Genomic DNA, 16,158 nt, shown 5'->3' with positions numbered 1-16,158 from the left:
ACTCGCTCCGAATCGCCAAGGACGCCGGTGGCGTCCTTGGCGGATGGGAGTGTAAGCCGGGTTTTCATGATGAAGGATCGTGCGTTCGTTGCGGGATTCGCGGATTCGACGGGGACCGACCTCGTCGGCTTCGCCCGTCGGCAGAGTGTGGAGCCTGGTTGCAAATCGACCTCCCGCCTCATCGTCCCCGGAGAGCATTCGGCCTCGCAGGAGATGCGGCCGCTCGCGCCCGGGCCATGAAATCCTGTCGGGAGGCTCTTGAAACCATAACCCAGGTCAATAATTTACTCGCTCTCGGAACGGGAGAGAATCCCTCAGGACGTGCGATCTCGACCGAAACTTCGATCACGGCGATAAAGGTCGTCAGCACCGCCCCTCCCCGCGGATTCGGATCGATGATCAGAAGGCGGGGGTAGTGGCAAAAGCCATTGGTGGGTGGTGAAGACTCCGCCTACCGACGCTGCCGGGATTGCGTCTTTCGCCAGACCAGGTACTGGTGGACGCTGTAGAGCGCTATCGGTATGACCGGCCAGGCGACCCATGGCCAGAAGGCCCACCAACGGGGGAACGGTCTGGCGGCTTCGAGCTCGAATCGGGCCTTGGCCGTTGGCCTCGACCCTTGGATCGAGACCGCGACGGCCCAAGTGCCCGGCCCATCGAGGTCGAAAAGTGCGGCGTAGAGAAGCGCGTTGGTCGCGGCCCCGGTCGTGGCCGGGTGGTGGACGCCCACACCGGGGCGGCCGATCGGGGTGAGCTCGATGTCGACCGACGCGTCGAGGACGGGGCTCCCCGACTCGGAATCGAGGACGAGCACGCTGATGTCGACCGGGCCCGCGACGAACGGGCTCGGCGAGGTGAAGACGGCGATCTCATACCCCTCGAGCCGATCCCAAAAGCGCAAGGTGCCGCCGTCGCCGAAGGCCCTCGAAGGGCAACAGGCCGCCGAAAGCCACAGCACCATGAGGCCGATGCGGTTCGCTCGAAATCCCAAGGGAGGAAACTCCTGCCGGTCTTTCAACCCATCGCAGGCAAGGTGCCTCGCATTTGCATCGGCTGGAGGACGATCCAGACGCCGGCGGCGAAGAGGGCGAGGCTCAGAATCGCCCAGGGGGCGAATACTTTCACGGCAAGGGAGGGCCGGGGGGTGAGTCCGAGGGCAATCCGGTAGCCCGTGTGGAGGGCGAGGAGCAATCCCAGGTCGAGGGCGAGGATCTCGAGGTGGGGGAGCCACTCCACGACCGGCCCGCAGCACGCCAGGCTCCAGGTGGGCTTGCCCAGAGACGTGATGCCGAGGACGTCGGCGGCGAAACGCTGGGTGGTGGGGATCGCGGATTCGTAGCTGGTGATGAAGTGGAAGAGGTAATGCGCGAACCACATCGCGAATCCCAGCGGGACGAGGGCGTAGGCGAACCGCGTCGCGAGCCTGCGGGGGCCTTCGGCGACCAATCCCCAGCGTCGGCTTAGCGCGGCCGAGATGCCGAGGGTCGTGGCGGGCAGGACGACGAGCGCCAGGAGGTAGAAGACGCTGGTCATCAGCCGAGGGGGTATCCCGCCGAGGGTTTCGGCGAGGCGTTCCTGCCACTCGACCACCGGGGCGACCATCCCCGCGGCGTTGGCGAAGGCTCCGAAGACCAGGACGACGACCAGGGCCGCGAGATCGGGACGTTCCGCCAGCCGCCCCAGGCCGGAGTGCCGGGCGGGGTTCGCGAGATCCTGTCCCGGGACGATGGCGAGCACCCCGACATTCTCTCGAGGGCAAGCGCGGACGCAGTCGAGGCAGAACGTGCAGTCGAGGTTGCCGACCTTCCTCGGGAGGTACAGGCCCATCGAACAGCCGGGGAGGTCGTCGCGGCCTCGGATGCAGTCCTTGGTCCGGCAAGAGACGCAAACGTCGGGCTCGCGGACCTTGACTTCCCACGGCGAGACGAGCGACTGCACGAAGTTGAACTGGCCGATCGGGCAGATGGATTTGCAGAAGGAGCCCTCTCGGAAGGTCGCGTCGACCGCGAACGCGCCCACGAAGTATCCAACCGCGATCCAGGCCGTCCACCAGGGGTTATCCCAGAGCGAGAAGGCCTCATATGACCAGAGGAAGAGGAGGACGAGGGCCAGGGCCGGCCATTTGCTTCGGAGATGTCGAGGCCAGGCGCGCCCCTCGGGGAGCCAGCGCCTCGCCAGGGCTCGGGGCAGGGTGAACGGGCAGGCCATGCAGAAGACGTTCCCCGCGGCGAGCAGGCCGAGGATCAGGAGGCCCCGCCAGTGGATCCAGGGGAGCACCCCGGCGAGGTTCATCGCCCCGACTTGCGGCCCCGTCAAGCCGTCGACGATGACCGGTACGGCGAGGATGGCGAGCCCACATTGCATTGCCTGGCGAGCATATCGCCATCTCAGGATCGTCCCTAGGACCGGTATTCGCAGCGCATCGAATCGAGTCACCCTCGAAGATCGGCGGATCGAGACCTCATCCAGGACTGGGAGGGCAATCGTGGTGACATCAACCCTCGGCGCCGACCGCTGCGGTGCAGATCGCGTCCCATACAGGAGCCTGACGCCGATCGCGAACAGAGGAAGGAGATAGGCAAGTGATCCGGGAACCCACATGATCACGCCCGCGGCTGATTGGTCCTGTAGGGCCGAGAGTCCGCCGAGCCGAGGGACGCGCGTGTAGTGGGGATACAGGACCCGGTCCGAAAACGTGAGTAAGGCTGAGAGTACGGTGTTCTGGACGTCGGCCAGGATCAGGTAGGGACAGAGGAGCCAGGGGGACCATCGTGGCCGGCTGGGATAAGGGCGGACCACCGGATACCAGAAGAGGAGCGATGAACCGAGGAAGCACAAGTGCTGGACCGTATGCCAGGCGTCCGAGCGAAGCGCCGACTCGTAGACTCGCGGAGCGTGCCAGATCCAGGTCGCCGCGACAAAAAGGGGTAACGCGACCGAGGGATGGGTCAACCGCCCGAACAGTCGACGCAGGCTCGACGACCTCAACAACGGGACGACCCAGTAAGTGCGGACGGACGGCGGCAGCCCCCGGATGATCGGAAACAGGGGGGCCCCCAGCCAGAGGAGGGGAGGGGCGACCATCATGAAGAGGAGGTGCTGCACCATGTGGGCCTGGAGCAGCAGCCCGGCAAACGGCTCGATCGGGGAGGCGAGTGCCAGGAAGAGCGTGCCGAGCCCACCGAGGTAGGAGGCGAGCCGGTAGACGGTCCATGCCCTGGGATCGCGTCGATGGAGGATCAACCAGCCGCGTGCGTAGAGGAGAGCCGAGACGAGCAGCGTGAGGTCGATCCACGGCGCGGACGGCCAGGAGCGGAGGAATCCGTCGAGGATCGGGCTCATCGCACGGCCGAGACCGAAACCGAGACCGGGGGCGAGGCCTCGTTGGCGGGTCGCTCGCCGGGCGGGCGGAGACTGACCAGGAATTCCACCAGCGCGGTCATCTCAGCAGGCGTGATCTGCTTGCCGTAGGCGGGCATATTGCCCCCGCCGGGGGTGCCGTTGCTGACCTGGTCGATCAACTGGTCGCGGGTCAGGCGCGTGCCGACCGCCGACAGGTCGGGGCCTCGACGGCCGCCGACGCCTCCCAGGGCGTGGCAGTTGCGACAGTTCTTGTTCTGGAGCATGACGGCGCCCTGGAGCTCCAGCGGGCTGCGGCCTCGGACGAGGTTTTCGGGGACGGCGTCGCCGCTCCAGGCGGTCATCTCGGGGGACCAGGGGGCGGTGGCCCCGAGGTAGGTCAGGGCGCTCAGGGTGGTGTAAATCACAATGACGGAGAGCACGGCGACCGGTCGTCGGCTCGGGGCCCGTTCGCCGCGATGGCTGATCCAGGGGACGAGGAACAACGCGCCAAAGAGCAGGGCCGGGAAGACGAGGATGACGAACGTCTCCGCCGCGGGCGGGCTCAGGGAGAGCATCGCGAAGAGCCAGAGGAACGGCCACTCGGGGCGCGGGTTCGCGCCGGGGAGGAGCGGATCGGGCGGCTCCGTCGGCCCCTTGGGGCCCATGAGCGCGGCGATCGTGACGACGATGATCACGGTCAGGGCCGAGAAGAAGGCGTCTTTCAGCATGGCTTCGCCCAGGAAGGGGACGCCATGCCTCAACTCCTCGTGGTATTCGGCGTCATACGTCCTGGGGTTGACCGGGCGGCCGGGGACCGGCGGGGCGCTCACACCTTTCTTCAAGACGAGCCAGAGGTGCAGGCCGACGAACGCGAGGAGGGCACCCGGGATCACGAAGACGTGCAAGGTGAAGAACCGGCTCAGCGAGTCGCCCCCGATGACCGGCCCCCCGAGCACGAGCCGGACGACCTGCGGTCCGATGACGGGGACTCGCCCCGCCATCGAGCCGGCGACGGCCAGGCCCCAGTAGGCGTCCGGGTCCCAGCGGAGGATCTGCCCGGAGAAGAACATCCCCAGGGTACACATGAGCAAGAGCACGCCCGCGACCCAGGTCAGCTCTCTCGGGTACTTGTAGGCCCCCTGGAGGAAGACCTGCGTCATGTGGGCGAGGACCATGACGACCATGCCCGACCCGGCGTAGAAGTGCATCGCCCGCATCAGGCCGCCGAACGGCTGCTCGTTGTTCAGGTAGAGCAGGCTCTCATAAGCCTGGTCGGCGGTGGGCACGTAGACGAGCGCGAGCCCGATGCCGGTGAGCACCTGGATGGTGAGCAGCGTCAGCGAGGCACTCCCGAAGACGTACCACCACCCCATCGGCCCCGCGGCCCCTTTGGGGATCGGGTGGGTCAGCATCGGCAGGATGCTCTCGCGAAACCCGAGGCGCTCGTCGAGCCAACGTCCTACTGAACCCAGCCAACGATTCATCTTCGGCCCCCTGTCTCGTCTCGGCTCAGGCCGGTTGTTCCAAGGTGTCTTGCAAGGTCGGGTAGTGGGGCGCCTGGACTTCGAGCTGCCCGTCTCGGACGCGCCAAACGCAGTGGAAGAGCCCCCGAGGGGGCGGCCCCGAGGCGCGTTCGCCGTCGGCGTAGTAGGCGCCACCGTGACATGGGCACATGAACAACCCCGACTGGGGGAACCACGAGACCGGGCAACCGAGGTGGGCGCAGTTCATCGCGAGGACGAGGAATTGGTCCGACTTCGACGCGTCCTTCCCCTGGTAACGGACGTAGACCCCCGTGTGCGCGGCCATGCCGTCCCAGGGCTGGCGGATCGGGTTGTCGAACGTAACCAGGCGGGTCTCGTCGGGCGTGAAGTCGGCGACCGGCCCGAGGGGGACCCAGGTGTCCGGCGTCTTCTTCGGCTTCAAGATATAGCCCGCGAACGGGAGCCCGACGAACGCCGAGGCCACGGCGCCCAGGCCGTAGGTCAGCCAGCGGAAGAAGGGACGCCGGCTCGGGGACTCCTGGACGCTCCCGGGCGACGGGCGGCTCGACGGTTCCAACTCAAGATCCTCCGGGGAGTGGGTTCGCGGACCCTTGGGCGGCGGGCGCGCCGGGCGCGGCAGCGGCGGTGTTCTTGGACTGGGCCGGGCTCGGCCGCCTCCAGCGTGCGAGGGCCGCGACCACGTCGGCGACGTCCGTCGTCGAGAGTTCGCGGAAGTCGCGCGCCCGGCCGTCCTTGCCGGTGAAGTCCGGCATCCCGAGGTCCGGGCGACCGGTGATCACAAGGCGCCGGAGGCACTGGTCGCTGATCAGGTCGAGGAACGCCGAGTTGCGGATCGACCCCGCGCCCTTCTCCTTGCCTTCGCCGTCCGCCCCGTGGCACGAGGCGCAGGCTTGTGAGAAGACTTTGAGTCCGCGGTCGGGGTCGCCCGGAGCTTTCTTGTCCGCGACGTAGGCCGGGAGGTTTGCCCGGCTCGGCTTGGGCTCTCCCCAACGGGGCTTGAGACCTTCGGCGAGTGCCTTCACCTGGGCGTCGGTGAGCGCACCGCCGTTCTCTCGGGCGAAGGCAGGCATCGGGGTGCCGGGCCGACCTTCGGAGATGAGGGCCATGATGACCTCATCGGGGACGATCGCGAGGAACGTCGGGTCGTTGAGCGGCGGCGCGGGGCCGAGCTTGCCCTCGGCGCCGTGGCAGCCTCGACAGTTTCGTTTGTACAGCGTGTCGAAGTCGACGACCTCGTCGGCCCGGACGGGCCTGCCCCCGGGGCTCGGCCCTTCGGAATGACCGCATCCCGGGGTCAGAGCCAGGGCGGCGAGCAGCGGCCAGAGCCGCGCCGGGGAGGCGGCGGGGCGTCCCTTCTCGATTCGAGCGGCACGGGGGCCGATCATGAATGTCCCCCTCCGGACCCATCGATGAACGTTTCCAGGCGGTCCGGCCCCCCGCCCGCGGGGGGGATGACGACCTTCTCCGAGAGGTCGACGACGATCGCCGCGGCCACCCCGAAGACGAACTGCGAGACGACGAACCAGGGCCAGTTGACCCGCTCCTGGAGCAGCGGGTTGACCACCCCCATGAGCCCGAAGGTCACGGCCGACCAGAGCAGGGGCATCAACGCGCCTCCCCAGACCAGGGGGGAGGGGATCCGGCCCAGCTTGGGCAGGAGGACCGCGAACAGGAGCCCGATCCCGAGCGACATCGCGAGGTGGATCGCGATCGCCATCGCCAACCAGTCGGCGTGGAATTGCGTCAACTCGTCGACCGGCAGCTTGTCCAACCCGGGGCGGACCATGCCCACCAGGACATTAGCCGGATACCAGATCCCATACCCGCTCCCGAGGCCCCAGAGGATCGCGGGGATCGGCATGAGGAGCCCTCCCACGGCGCCCGCCGCCAGCCCGGCCGGCAGCGGGCGGAGGTCACCCGTCCGCATGATCGACAGTGCGGCCACCACCCCGAAGGCGAACTGCGAGGCAATGAACGAGGGCCAGTCCAACCCCTTGGAGATCGGGGCGTTGAAGAGGCTCAAGGCCCCGAAGCTCAACCCGGTCCAGAACAAGGGGATGAGCAAGCCTCCCCAGGCCAGGGGCCTCGGGACGTGCGGCAGGGTCGGCAGGAGGACGCCGTAGCACATCCCGAAGATCACCGAGTTGACCACGTGAATCAGGATCGCCAGCACGAGCAAGGTCGGCTGGAATTTCTCGAGCTCGGCGACCGACATCCCGCCGACACCGGGGAGGACCATGCCCGTCAGGAGGTTCGCGGGGTACCAGATCCCATGCCCGCTCAAGTAGCCGTAGATCGAAGGGGGAACCGTCATGACGACCCCGCCGAGGATCCCCCCCTTGACCCCCGCCGAGATCGGGTGGACCTGGGCAGGCATCCGGAGCCGATACCCGGGCATCCCCGGGCCGAGCTGCTCGACCATCCCAGGTCGCCCGGCGACGACGCCAGGCCTCAGGGCCTGAGGGACGAACGACTCATGGAAATGGCCCCGGCCCGGCAAGAGCTGCGAGACCCAGAGCCCCAGCCCGGAGACGAGGACAACCGCTCCCACGACCAGGAATGCGGGGCTGCTGACCACGCCGACGGCGAGCAGGCTGAACCCGAGCGCCAGCACCAGCGGCGCGACGGTCGGCTCGGGCATCTCGAGGGCGTCGGTGACGCCCGGCCCTTCGCGGTTCGGGATCGTCTGCGGGTCCGTTTCCATTCCTGCCTCTCAAAACGCCCCGGGACTGCGGCTCCCGAAAACTGTCATTTGCTTAAATAACGGGTTTCTGACGCTTGCGACTTCGAGAACTTCTTTCGGGATGTCGTCGAGGATTCCCACGGAAACCCACTCTTTTAGAAAAAACAGGTTTCGAGACGGCCACTTACCTGCTGAACACGTAAACAACCGAGAAAACGACCACCCAGACGACATCGACGAAGTGCCAGTACCACGACATCAACTCGACCCCCAGCCCGTTCTCGCGGGTCAATCGACGCGTCAGGGCCAGACCCAGCATGATCGCCATCGTCACCACCCCGGCCGTCACGTGCAGGCCGTGGAACCCGACGAGCGTGTAATAGGTCGTCCCGAAGAGGTTCCGGCTGATCGTGAGGTGGTGCCGCTCGATGAGTTCGTGCCATTCATAGGCTGTCCCGAGCAGGAAGATCACGCCCAGCGCGATCGTGGCCCCCCAGAGTTTGCAGAACGCCGCGTGGGTCCCGTGCTTCAGGGCCCGCTCGGCCAGGTGGACCGTGACGCTGCTCGAGAGCAGGCAGAGGGTCGTGAGGATCACGAGCGGCAACGAGAGGGCCTCGGCCGGGGTCGGGCCGACGGTATCCCGACCCACGAACGACAAGTAAGCGACGATCAACGTGCTGAAGAGCGAGACCTCCGAGACCAGGAACGCGACCATGCCCCACTGGGGTGCATTGAGCCGAAGGCCTGGCGCGAAGGCATGCGACGACCCGGCGCCGTCGACCGGGCCCGGTACGATCGTGTCGACGGCCAGGCCCGACGACGATGTCGGGGCAGGGGAGCGGTCGGCTTCGGTCACGTCGTGGCCCTTGTCATTCGTATTGCCAGTCCGGGTCGTCGGGATGCTTCAGGTCCCAGAGCGGTCGACGGCTCGCGACCACCGGGATTGTCTCGAAGTTATAAGACGGCGGCGGCGAGGTCGTCGTCCATTCCAGGGTCCAGGCATCCCAGGGGTCGTCCCCCGCAGGCCGGCCCTTCCACAACGAGGCTATCAGGTTATACACGAAGAGGGCGAAGCTCGGCAGTTGGAGGAACGCCCCGAGCGTCGAGAGCTGGTTCCAGATCGCCCAGCCCCGGTCGATGTCATACGTGTAAATTCGGCGCGGCATGCCGAGCATCCCCGCGACGTGCATCGGCCCGAACGTCAGGATGAAGCCCGCGTAGAGCAGCCAGAACTGCCAGCGGGCGATCCGCTCCGAGAGCATCCGGCCCGTCGCCTTGGGGTACCAGTAGTGGATCCCCGCGATCGTGCCGAAGAGCGTGCCGCCGATCAGCACCCAGTGGAAGTGGCCGACGACGAAGTAGCTGTCGGTGAGCTGGAAGTTGAACGGCACCGTCGCCAGCATGATTCCCGTCAGCCCGCCGATCAGGAAGAGGGAGAGGAAGCCGAAGGAGAAGAGCATCGGGGAGGCGAGGACGAGCCGGCCGCCGTACATCGTCGCCAGCCAGTTGAAGAACTTGATCCCGGTCGGGATCGAGACCAACAGACTCGCGACCGCGAAATAGAGGTCGAGCGTCCGGCTCATTCCCACGGCGAACATGTGGTGCGCCCAGACCCCGAGGCTGATGAACGCGATGGCCATGGTGGCGACGGCCATGAACTCGTAGCCGAAGAGCACCTTGCGGGAGAAGACCGGGATGATCTCGGAGACCATCCCGAAGACCGGCAGGATCAGGATATAAACCTCGGGATGTCCGAAGAACCAGAACAGGTGCTGCCAGAGCATGGCCGACCCGCCGTTCTGGACGTCGAAGAAGTGCGCCCCGAGCTGGCGGTCGAGCAGGATCATCACGAGCGCCGCCGTGAGGGGGGGGATGGCCAGGAGGATCTGCATCGACGTCCAGAGCATCGTCCAGCAGAAGAACGGGATCTTGCCGATCGACATCCCCGGCGCCCGCATCGCCAGGATCGTGGCGATGAAGTTCACGCCGCCCGAGACCGTGCCGACGCCGCTGACGATCAGGCCGAGCGCCCAAAGGTCAGTGGCCGCGCTCCGGGCGAACGTGCGTTCGGTCAGGGGGGCATAAGCGAACCAGCCGATCGCGGGGGCCCCGCCGGTCGCGAAGCTCGAGTAGACCATCAGGCCGCCGAAGAGGGTGGCCCAGAACCCCATCGCGTTCAAGCGGGGGAACGCCATGTCGCGTGCGCCGATCATCAGGGGGACCAGGTAGTTCCCCAGGCCGATCAGGATCGGCATCCCCACGAAGAAGACCATCGTGGTCCCGTGCATGGTGAAGAGCTGGTTGAAGAGGTCGGGCGGGATCAGGTTGTTGCGGGGGACGACGAGCTGCCAACGCATCAGGACGGCCTCGAGGCCGCCGATGACGAGGAAGACCAGGCTCATCAGGATATACAGGATCCCGATCTTCTTGTGGTCGACCGTGCTCGTCCAGTCGTGCATGACGGCCGTCCAGGGCCGGCTCGAGAGTCCCACGTCTCCTTCTGCGACAGCCATTGCGGTCCCCTTCAACGGAGCGTCAGGAGATAGCGGAGGATCCGGTCCCGGTCGTCCTTGCCCAGTTTGAAGGCCGGCATCAGGCACCCCGGCTTGATCGTCTGCGGGTCGTCGATCCAGCGGCCCAGCTCCTCGAGGGTGTTCGGGACCATCCCCGAGGCGAGCGTCCCGCGGGCCATCAGGTGGGTGAGGTCGGGGGCGTATGTCCCCCCGGCCGCGGTCCCCCGGACCCGGTGGCAGTTGATGCACGTCTGCGCGAGGAAGGCCGCCTTCCCCTCGGCGGCGGTAGGCTCCTCGGCCGCCGGGCTCGACTCGTGCGCGAGCCAACGCTCGAATTCACCAGGTGGGTCGACGACCACGCGAAGGAGCATGTTGGCGTGCTGGGTCCCGCAGAACTCGGCGCACTGGCCGACGTAGGTCCCGGGCGTCTCGGCTTGGAACCAGAGGGAGTTCGGATGCCCCGGGATCAGGTCCGTCTTCCCGGCCAATCGGGGGACCCAAAAGCTGTGGCAGACGTCCGCCGACGTCAGGTTCAGGTAGACGGGACGCGCGACGCCCCCCTCGCTCAAGGGGACGTGCAGCTCGTTGGCCGTGAAGAAGCCGAGTGTCTTGCCGTCGTAGGATTCGTATCGATACTCCCACCACCACTGCCGGCCGACGACCGTGACGAAGAGCGAGTGGTCGCCGGGCTTCGGGCCGCGCGGCGGGTCGACGTTGACCTCCCAGAGCGACCGGGCCGTGACCAGCATCAGGATGAAGACGATCAGGGCCGGCGCCGCGGTCCAGGCGACCTCGATCGGCTTGCTGCCGTAGACCTGGGGCGGCTCGCTGGAATCGCCGGCCAGGCGTCGGCGGGATCGGACGATGCAGTAGATCAGGACCCCTTCCACCACGAGGAAGATGAATCCCGTGATGGCGAAGACCAGGATCGACAGCGTCCGGATCGACTCCGCCTGCGGGGAGACGGGGGCGAAGATGGAGACGTTCTGCGTCACCTGGGCGCCGGCGTTGTTCAGCAGCGTTGGGTCCATGCCGAGCGGGCTTCCCCTTCCGAGGTCGATGCGTCGTCCCCAAACAGTAGTACCGACACTCCCCTGACCAAACAAGGCGTGACCGAGTGACAGGCGATCGAATCCGTCCGGATATGACGACCCTCCCGATCGTGGCCCAAGGTGGGATTGAGCCTCGATCCCCATGCCTGTAACGTGGCCGACCGCGAAGCCTCACCCCGCGACCGCCGGAGGCTCGGCCTTTGGAACTCGAGGCCACGAGCCGACACCCGGACGTCCCCCCCTTCGGGAGCGAACCCGTGCGCGTCTACTTGCTCCTCTTGCTGATCCCGGTCGCTCTCGTCCTCGACCACGCGGGCGCCAACCCGATCCTCGTGTTCCTGACCTCGGCCGGGGCGATCGTGCCGCTGACGGTCCTGATCGCGAAGGCCACCGAGAACCTCTCGGCCCATCTGGGAGAAACCACGGGGGGGCTGCTCAACGCCACGATGGGCAACGTTCCGGAGATGATCATCAGCATCTCCGCCTTGCGCCAGGGCCTCCAGACCGTGGTGAAAGCCTCCATAACCGGCTCGATCCTCGGGAACATCCTCCTGATCCTCGGCATCTCCCTGCTCGCCGGCGGTGCCCGCTACAACACCCAGCGCTACAACGCCCATCTGGCGGGCGTGCATTCGAAGCTCCTGATCCTCGCCGTCATCGGGCTCGTCGTCCCGGCGCTCTTCCACTTCACCTCGGGCGTCGAGACCCGGATCAGCATGGAGATCGCGGGCATCCTTTTCATCACTTACCTCGCCGGACTCGCCTTCACGCTGATCACGCACCGGCAGCTCTTCGTCAAGAAAGAGGCCGACGGCCCGCTGGTGACCGACCAGAAGGCCTGGGGTGTCGGCAAGGCGTTGGCGGTCCTGGGCGCCACCGCGGTCGCCCTCTCGATCACGAGCGAGGCGTTGACCGGGGCCGTGGGGCCGACCGCGCAGACTTTACATCTAAACCCGGTCTTCGCCGGCATCTTCCTGCTCGCGACCGTCGGGAATATGTCCGAGCTGTTGAACGCGGTCCGGTTCGCCCGCCGCGATAACCTCGACCTGACCCTGTCCGTGACCATGGGCGCGAGCACCCAGGTCTCGCTCCTCGTCGCCCCCGTGCTGGTCTTCGCCGGCGCCGTGATCGGCTCGCCGATGGACCTGCTCTTTTCCTCATTCGAGGTCGTCGCGATCGGCATCGCGGCCTTCGTCGCACGGACGGTCACGATGGATGGGGAGTCGAACTGGCTCGAGGGGCTCCTGTTGATCGCCGTCTATGCGATGCTCGGCGTCGGGTTCTATCATATGAAGGTATAATCGCCGGAAAGGTCATGTTTGGCCCCGAAACCTGTTTCTTTCTTAAAAAGCGGTTTTCTGATCCGCCCGACATCGACGACCCCTGGCGGGATGCCGTCGACGCGGCCTTCTGATCCACTCGACATCGACGACCCCTGGCGGGATGTCGTCGTGGATGCCCACAGAAACCCGTTTTTTAGGGAAAAAAGGGTTTCGGGACTGGATCTCGAAGGCGTCTGACACCCGGCTTCCGCCGGTAGACGCGGATAATGTCGATCGTCTCTGCTGGCTCATAATCGCGCAAGAATGTGACGAATCGAGGGTCGAGGGAATAATACGCGAGGAAGTCGAAGGCTTGCCCATTGAAGGCAAGCTTCCGGGGGGACTCGTCGACGAAGAGGACCGAGGGCTGTCCCTTGAGCAGGTCGTCGACCACCGACTCGAACAAGAATCGCTCGTCCTTGCCCATCGTCGCGATCGAGTGGTATCCGGGGATTGGTTTGCCCGTGAACACCTCGGGGTAGAAGCTCGGCAAGAAGAAAAGGCACGAGTGCCGCGACGCCCACCCGACGCCCGCGTAGGTGACCATCGGGAACGAGGCGGCGATGGACGGCGAGAACGTGAAGACTCGACCCCCGCTTGCGTGCGTCTTCGCCTCGCGGACCATTCGCCCGAGCGCCGTAGCCGACACGCCGGGGCGGCCTCTCCAGAATCGCGACTCGTTCACCCGAAAGAAGGCAACTCCGAGGACCGTCGAAGCGATCAGGCCCCCCAGGACGAGGTCCCGGGCCTTCGACCCTCGACACTCGGACCAGAGCCATCCGAGGAGCATGAATGCAAGGGCGAGTGGTGGATAGAAATGATAGGTGAATCCCTTGAACTGAACGAAGGCGACCGCCAGCAACGCGAGGTCGGCGACGAGGAGAACTTCGCAATCGCGTCGGGTCGTTCGTTCCGGTCTCGAGGCCAAGAACGACAGCCAGGCGATCGCAGTGAGCAGGGTCGCCGGTTCGACCAATAGAGATCCGACCGTGATGCGGCTCGACGCGGCATAGACTCCTTTCGCCCAACGGATCAGTGCGAAGTAGTCGGGGGTCAACGCCAAGACGGCCACGGCATAGAGTGTCCCGACGGCCACGATTGCCACCGCCTCAGGCCTGAGCCAGACACGCCAGGTACGACGGATCGAGGCGAGGTCGATCTCGACAGCGATCCAGGCGAGGGCGAAGTGGGGCTTCAACGCGATTCCCAACCCGGCCACGAGGCCGACGACCCAAGGGAGGATCCCTCGATCACTCGTTGTCTCACGCGCCCGGGCGGAGGCCAGGATGACGTACGGCAGGATCAAGGTGAGCATCATGTGCTCGCGCTGACCGAAGTCATATCCCGCCAGCGGGACGAGGACGAAGACCAGGAAGAGCAGGGCCCATCGTCGAAGAGAAGGGTCCTCGGGCAAGGCCCGGTGCAGGGCCCAAGCGGACAGGGAGAGTGACCCCGCGATGACACCGATCATCATCAGGCGAAACGTCAGGATCTCGGAAATCCCGAGGGCGTGCGCGACGAGGGTCGGCGGGATGCTGAGCCAGACGATGAGCGGGGGGTTGATCTCGATGATGTCCGCATACAGTCGCTCGCCGACCAGCACACGACCGGCGACGTGGAGATACCAGGCGACGTCGTGGTTCAGCACACCCAGGAACACGGGGACGACTGCGATCCCGAGTGCGGCGAGGACGATGGCCCCGAAGCCGATCCGCGAGGTTCGGGGCCGTTCGCCGTTGATGCGTGATGTGGCCTCGAGGAGTGCCTGGCTCATGGCGTCCCCCGAGAGAGATCCCCGATGGCCTCCCGGCGCACGCGTTTCCGGCGGATGGCAAGCAAAGACCCCGCACACGCGAGCCCGGCGACGGAGAGCGAGGGCTGGGCGTACGTCAACGCGGCCCGGCGGAAGGCCTCGGCTCGGGTCGGGGGCCGCGTCAGGTCCTGGTCGGCGAGGGCGATGTCGTAGTATCCGTTGAACATCTCTTCCCAGCTTTGCTTGCCGGCGAGGACGACGGCGTCCGGGTCGGGGTTCGACGGGTTGGCCGCCGAATTGTCGAAGTGGGCGATGCACCGGAGCGTCGTCCCGGCGGGCAGGCGTTTCGGCTCGGTGAGCTCGTAGCGGTTCTGCCAGTTGAAGTCATAGCGGGGGACGTCCAACAAGACCTCAACGCCCCCGTCGGGCGCGATGGCCTCATATCGGAACGACTTGCCCCGGAGGTGCATGTGGGGGAAGAGTGAGAGGAGGAGGACGTCGTCGTCGAAGCGACGGGTGTGCACTACGCGGTAGTCGGCGGCTCGGGGAGGGATCCGGAGCGCCGGGTCGAACATCAGGTTCGTCGCGACCTCTTTCTTCACCGACTTCGGGTCGGCGAAGACCAGTCCCAGGCTGGTCTGGTCGTCCTGGGGCGTGCCGACCGGGGTGTAGTGGAGCACGAACACGAGTTTCCAGCCCGCCGGGATCCGCTTCGCCATCCCCGAGGGGAGGCTCATCGGGGGCGACCCGGGCGTGGTCGCGGCGAGGCAGTAAGACCCCAACTCTCCCTGGGCGTCGGCGTCGCCCTGGCCGCCGGGCGACTTGAGGAAGACGTTGCAGTGATGGACGACCTTGCGGTTCCCCGGGCGGATCTCCGCCGAATGGATCCAACGGTCCTCGTTGAAGCCGGGGTCGACTTCGAACGACTGGTAGTCGACGACCCCTTCCGCCGGGACGTGGAACGGCCGAGGCATCGTCACGACCAGGTCCGGCCGGCGAATCCGCCAATCGCCTATGGGTAGGCTCGAGGCGGGTAGGTCGGCCGGGTCTCCTTCGGGGGCGCCTGCGTTCGCCCACTCGGTGATCCGTCCACGCTCCTGATCGGTCAGTCGGGCGTCGTTGGCGAACCGGCCGTATCGAGGGTCGGCGTGCCAGGGGGGCATCCGCCCGTCCTCGACCACCTCGGCGATCGCCTCGGCCCACGCCGAGGCCTGGCGGTAATTCGTGAGCGAAAACGGGCCGACCTGGCCCGGGCGATGGCACGCCACGCAACGCCTTTGCAAGATCGGGGCGACGTCCCGAGAGTAGGTGACTTCGGTCGTCGCTTTCATCCTCTCAGCCTGCGAGATCGGACAACCGACCGCTTGGGTCTCGGGCCCTGCGACGGGCCGGCCGGCCAGGATGGCGTCGAGGGCGTCGAGCAGTTCGTGGCTTCCCGCGCTCGCCCGTCGCGAACCGACGGCGTACTGGTCGTCGATCCGCCCTCGATAGCGGAGGATGCGTGCGTCGTCGAGGACGACGACCTCGGGGGTCCGCGAAGCCCCAAGCCGGGCGACGACCTCGCACCCGAGGTCGCGGAGCAGGGGGAACCCGATCCGGTGGGCCTTCGCGAACCGGGCGAGCGTCGACGGCGGATCGCTCCGTCCCGGGACGACGCCGACGAACGAGACGCCTCGGGCCTCGAATCGGTGGGCCATCTCCGCCAACGGAGTCGCATAGAGCTCGGCCACCGGACACTCGGCGCGGAGGAAGACGACGACCAGCGCGCGGCTTCCTCGCCACTCGTCGAGTGGATGGACCTCCCCTCGGTCGTCGGTCAACGCGAAGTCGGTGATCCTGGTGCCGATCTCCGCACGGCCCGCATCGGGCTCGTCGACCCCGACCAGGGTGATTGCGGTCGCCAGCCAGAGAGCAATCGTCGGCATCGTCGCCCCAAAGGGTCCGGGTCTCGGTCGAGGCTGGGCTCGCCTCATCAATTCAGGAAGCCC

Annotated in this window: 12 protein-coding genes; 1 reads left to right on the top strand and 11 read right to left on the bottom strand. The window is 66.7% G+C overall.

The features are described from left to right. Positions 1 to 451: 451 nt before the first annotated feature. The 9 genes from ACYOEI_RS25080 to coxB form a co-directional block, all read right to left on the bottom strand. Positions 452 to 991, bottom strand: a complete 540-nt coding sequence (locus ACYOEI_RS25080) for a FixH family protein (RefSeq protein WP_462852371.1) — start codon at positions 989 to 991, stop codon at positions 452 to 454. Positions 992 to 1,014: 23 nt separating this feature from the next. Beyond that, positions 1,015 to 3,342 (bottom strand): cytochrome c oxidase assembly protein, encoded by a 2,328-nt coding sequence (locus ACYOEI_RS25075; RefSeq protein WP_462852370.1) that lies wholly within the window; start codon positions 3,340 to 3,342, stop codon positions 1,015 to 1,017. Further along, positions 3,339 to 4,826 (bottom strand): cytochrome b N-terminal domain-containing protein, encoded by a 1,488-nt coding sequence (locus ACYOEI_RS25070; protein WP_462852369.1) that lies wholly within the window; start codon positions 4,824 to 4,826, stop codon positions 3,339 to 3,341. Before ACYOEI_RS25070 ends, ACYOEI_RS25075 begins: the two co-directional genes overlap by 4 nt. A gap of 25 nt (positions 4,827 to 4,851) precedes the next feature. Next, complete coding sequence (locus ACYOEI_RS25065; protein WP_462852368.1) at positions 4,852 to 5,403, bottom strand: QcrA and Rieske domain-containing protein; 552 nt, start codon at positions 5,401 to 5,403, stop codon at positions 4,852 to 4,854. 1 nt (position 5,404) lies between these two features. Then, positions 5,405 to 6,232, bottom strand: coding sequence for a c-type cytochrome (locus ACYOEI_RS25060; protein ID WP_462852367.1), 828 nt, complete (start codon positions 6,230 to 6,232; stop codon positions 5,405 to 5,407). After that, the gene (locus ACYOEI_RS25055; protein ID WP_462852366.1) at positions 6,229 to 7,551 is read right to left on the bottom strand and encodes a hypothetical protein; all 1,323 of its coding nucleotides are present in this window, start codon (positions 7,549 to 7,551) and stop codon (positions 6,229 to 6,231) included. The genes ACYOEI_RS25060 and ACYOEI_RS25055 overlap by 4 nt, the downstream gene beginning before the upstream one ends. Before the next feature lie 163 nt (positions 7,552 to 7,714). Then, entirely contained in the window at positions 7,715 to 8,386 is a 672-nt protein-coding gene (locus tag ACYOEI_RS25050; protein ID WP_462852365.1) for a cytochrome c oxidase subunit 3, read from the bottom strand. 13 nt (positions 8,387 to 8,399) lie between these two features. After that, positions 8,400 to 10,043 (bottom strand): cytochrome c oxidase subunit I, encoded by a 1,644-nt coding sequence (gene ctaD / locus ACYOEI_RS25045; protein WP_462852364.1) that lies wholly within the window; start codon positions 10,041 to 10,043, stop codon positions 8,400 to 8,402. An 11-nt stretch (positions 10,044 to 10,054) separates the two neighbouring features. Then, positions 10,055 to 11,074, bottom strand: coding sequence for a cytochrome c oxidase subunit II (coxB, locus tag ACYOEI_RS25040; protein WP_462852363.1), 1,020 nt, complete (start codon positions 11,072 to 11,074; stop codon positions 10,055 to 10,057). Between the two features lie 221 nt (positions 11,075 to 11,295). Here coxB and cax point away from each other — a divergent pair, with 221 nt between their 5' ends. Next, positions 11,296 to 12,396, top strand: a complete 1,101-nt coding sequence (gene cax / locus ACYOEI_RS25035; protein WP_462852362.1) for a calcium/proton exchanger — start codon at positions 11,296 to 11,298, stop codon at positions 12,394 to 12,396. A 175-nt stretch (positions 12,397 to 12,571) separates the two neighbouring features. Here the strand turns inward: cax and ACYOEI_RS25030 are convergent, their stop codons facing one another. Together ACYOEI_RS25030 and ACYOEI_RS25025 are read right to left on the bottom strand one after the other, a co-directional pair. Continuing rightward, complete coding sequence (locus ACYOEI_RS25030) at positions 12,572 to 14,191, bottom strand: hypothetical protein (protein ID WP_462852361.1); 1,620 nt, start codon at positions 14,189 to 14,191, stop codon at positions 12,572 to 12,574. Next, entirely contained in the window at positions 14,188 to 16,095 is a 1,908-nt protein-coding gene (locus ACYOEI_RS25025; RefSeq protein ID WP_462852360.1) for a redoxin domain-containing protein, read from the bottom strand. The genes ACYOEI_RS25030 and ACYOEI_RS25025 overlap by 4 nt, the downstream gene beginning before the upstream one ends. Between the last annotated feature and the right edge of the window lie 63 nt (positions 16,096 to 16,158).

This window comes from Singulisphaera rosea, assembly GCF_054877945.1.
This window is presented reverse-complemented; position numbering and strand designations above follow the sequence as displayed.

Excerpts from the sequence above, each read along its gene's own strand:
- ACYOEI_RS25075 (WP_462852370.1), bottom strand. The coding sequence starts at position 3,342 with ATGAGCCCGATCCTCGACGGATTCCTCCGCTCCTGGCCGTCCGCGCCG.
- ACYOEI_RS25070 (WP_462852369.1), bottom strand. The coding sequence starts at position 4,826 with ATGAATCGTTGGCTGGGTTCAGTAGGACGTTGGCTCGACGAGCGCCTC.
- ACYOEI_RS25060 (WP_462852367.1), bottom strand. The coding sequence starts at position 6,232 with ATGATCGGCCCCCGTGCCGCTCGAATCGAGAAGGGACGCCCCGCCGCC.
- ACYOEI_RS25055 (WP_462852366.1), bottom strand. The coding sequence starts at position 7,551 with ATGGAAACGGACCCGCAGACGATCCCGAACCGCGAAGGGCCGGGCGTC.
- ctaD (WP_462852364.1), bottom strand. The coding sequence starts at position 10,043 with ATGGCTGTCGCAGAAGGAGACGTGGGACTCTCGAGCCGGCCCTGGACG.
- coxB (WP_462852363.1), bottom strand. The coding sequence starts at position 11,074 with ATGGACCCAACGCTGCTGAACAACGCCGGCGCCCAGGTGACGCAGAAC.
- ACYOEI_RS25030 (WP_462852361.1), bottom strand. The coding sequence starts at position 14,191 with ATGAGCCAGGCACTCCTCGAGGCCACATCACGCATCAACGGCGAACGG.
- ACYOEI_RS25025 (WP_462852360.1), bottom strand. The coding sequence starts at position 16,095 with ATGCCGACGATTGCTCTCTGGCTGGCGACCGCAATCACCCTGGTCGGG.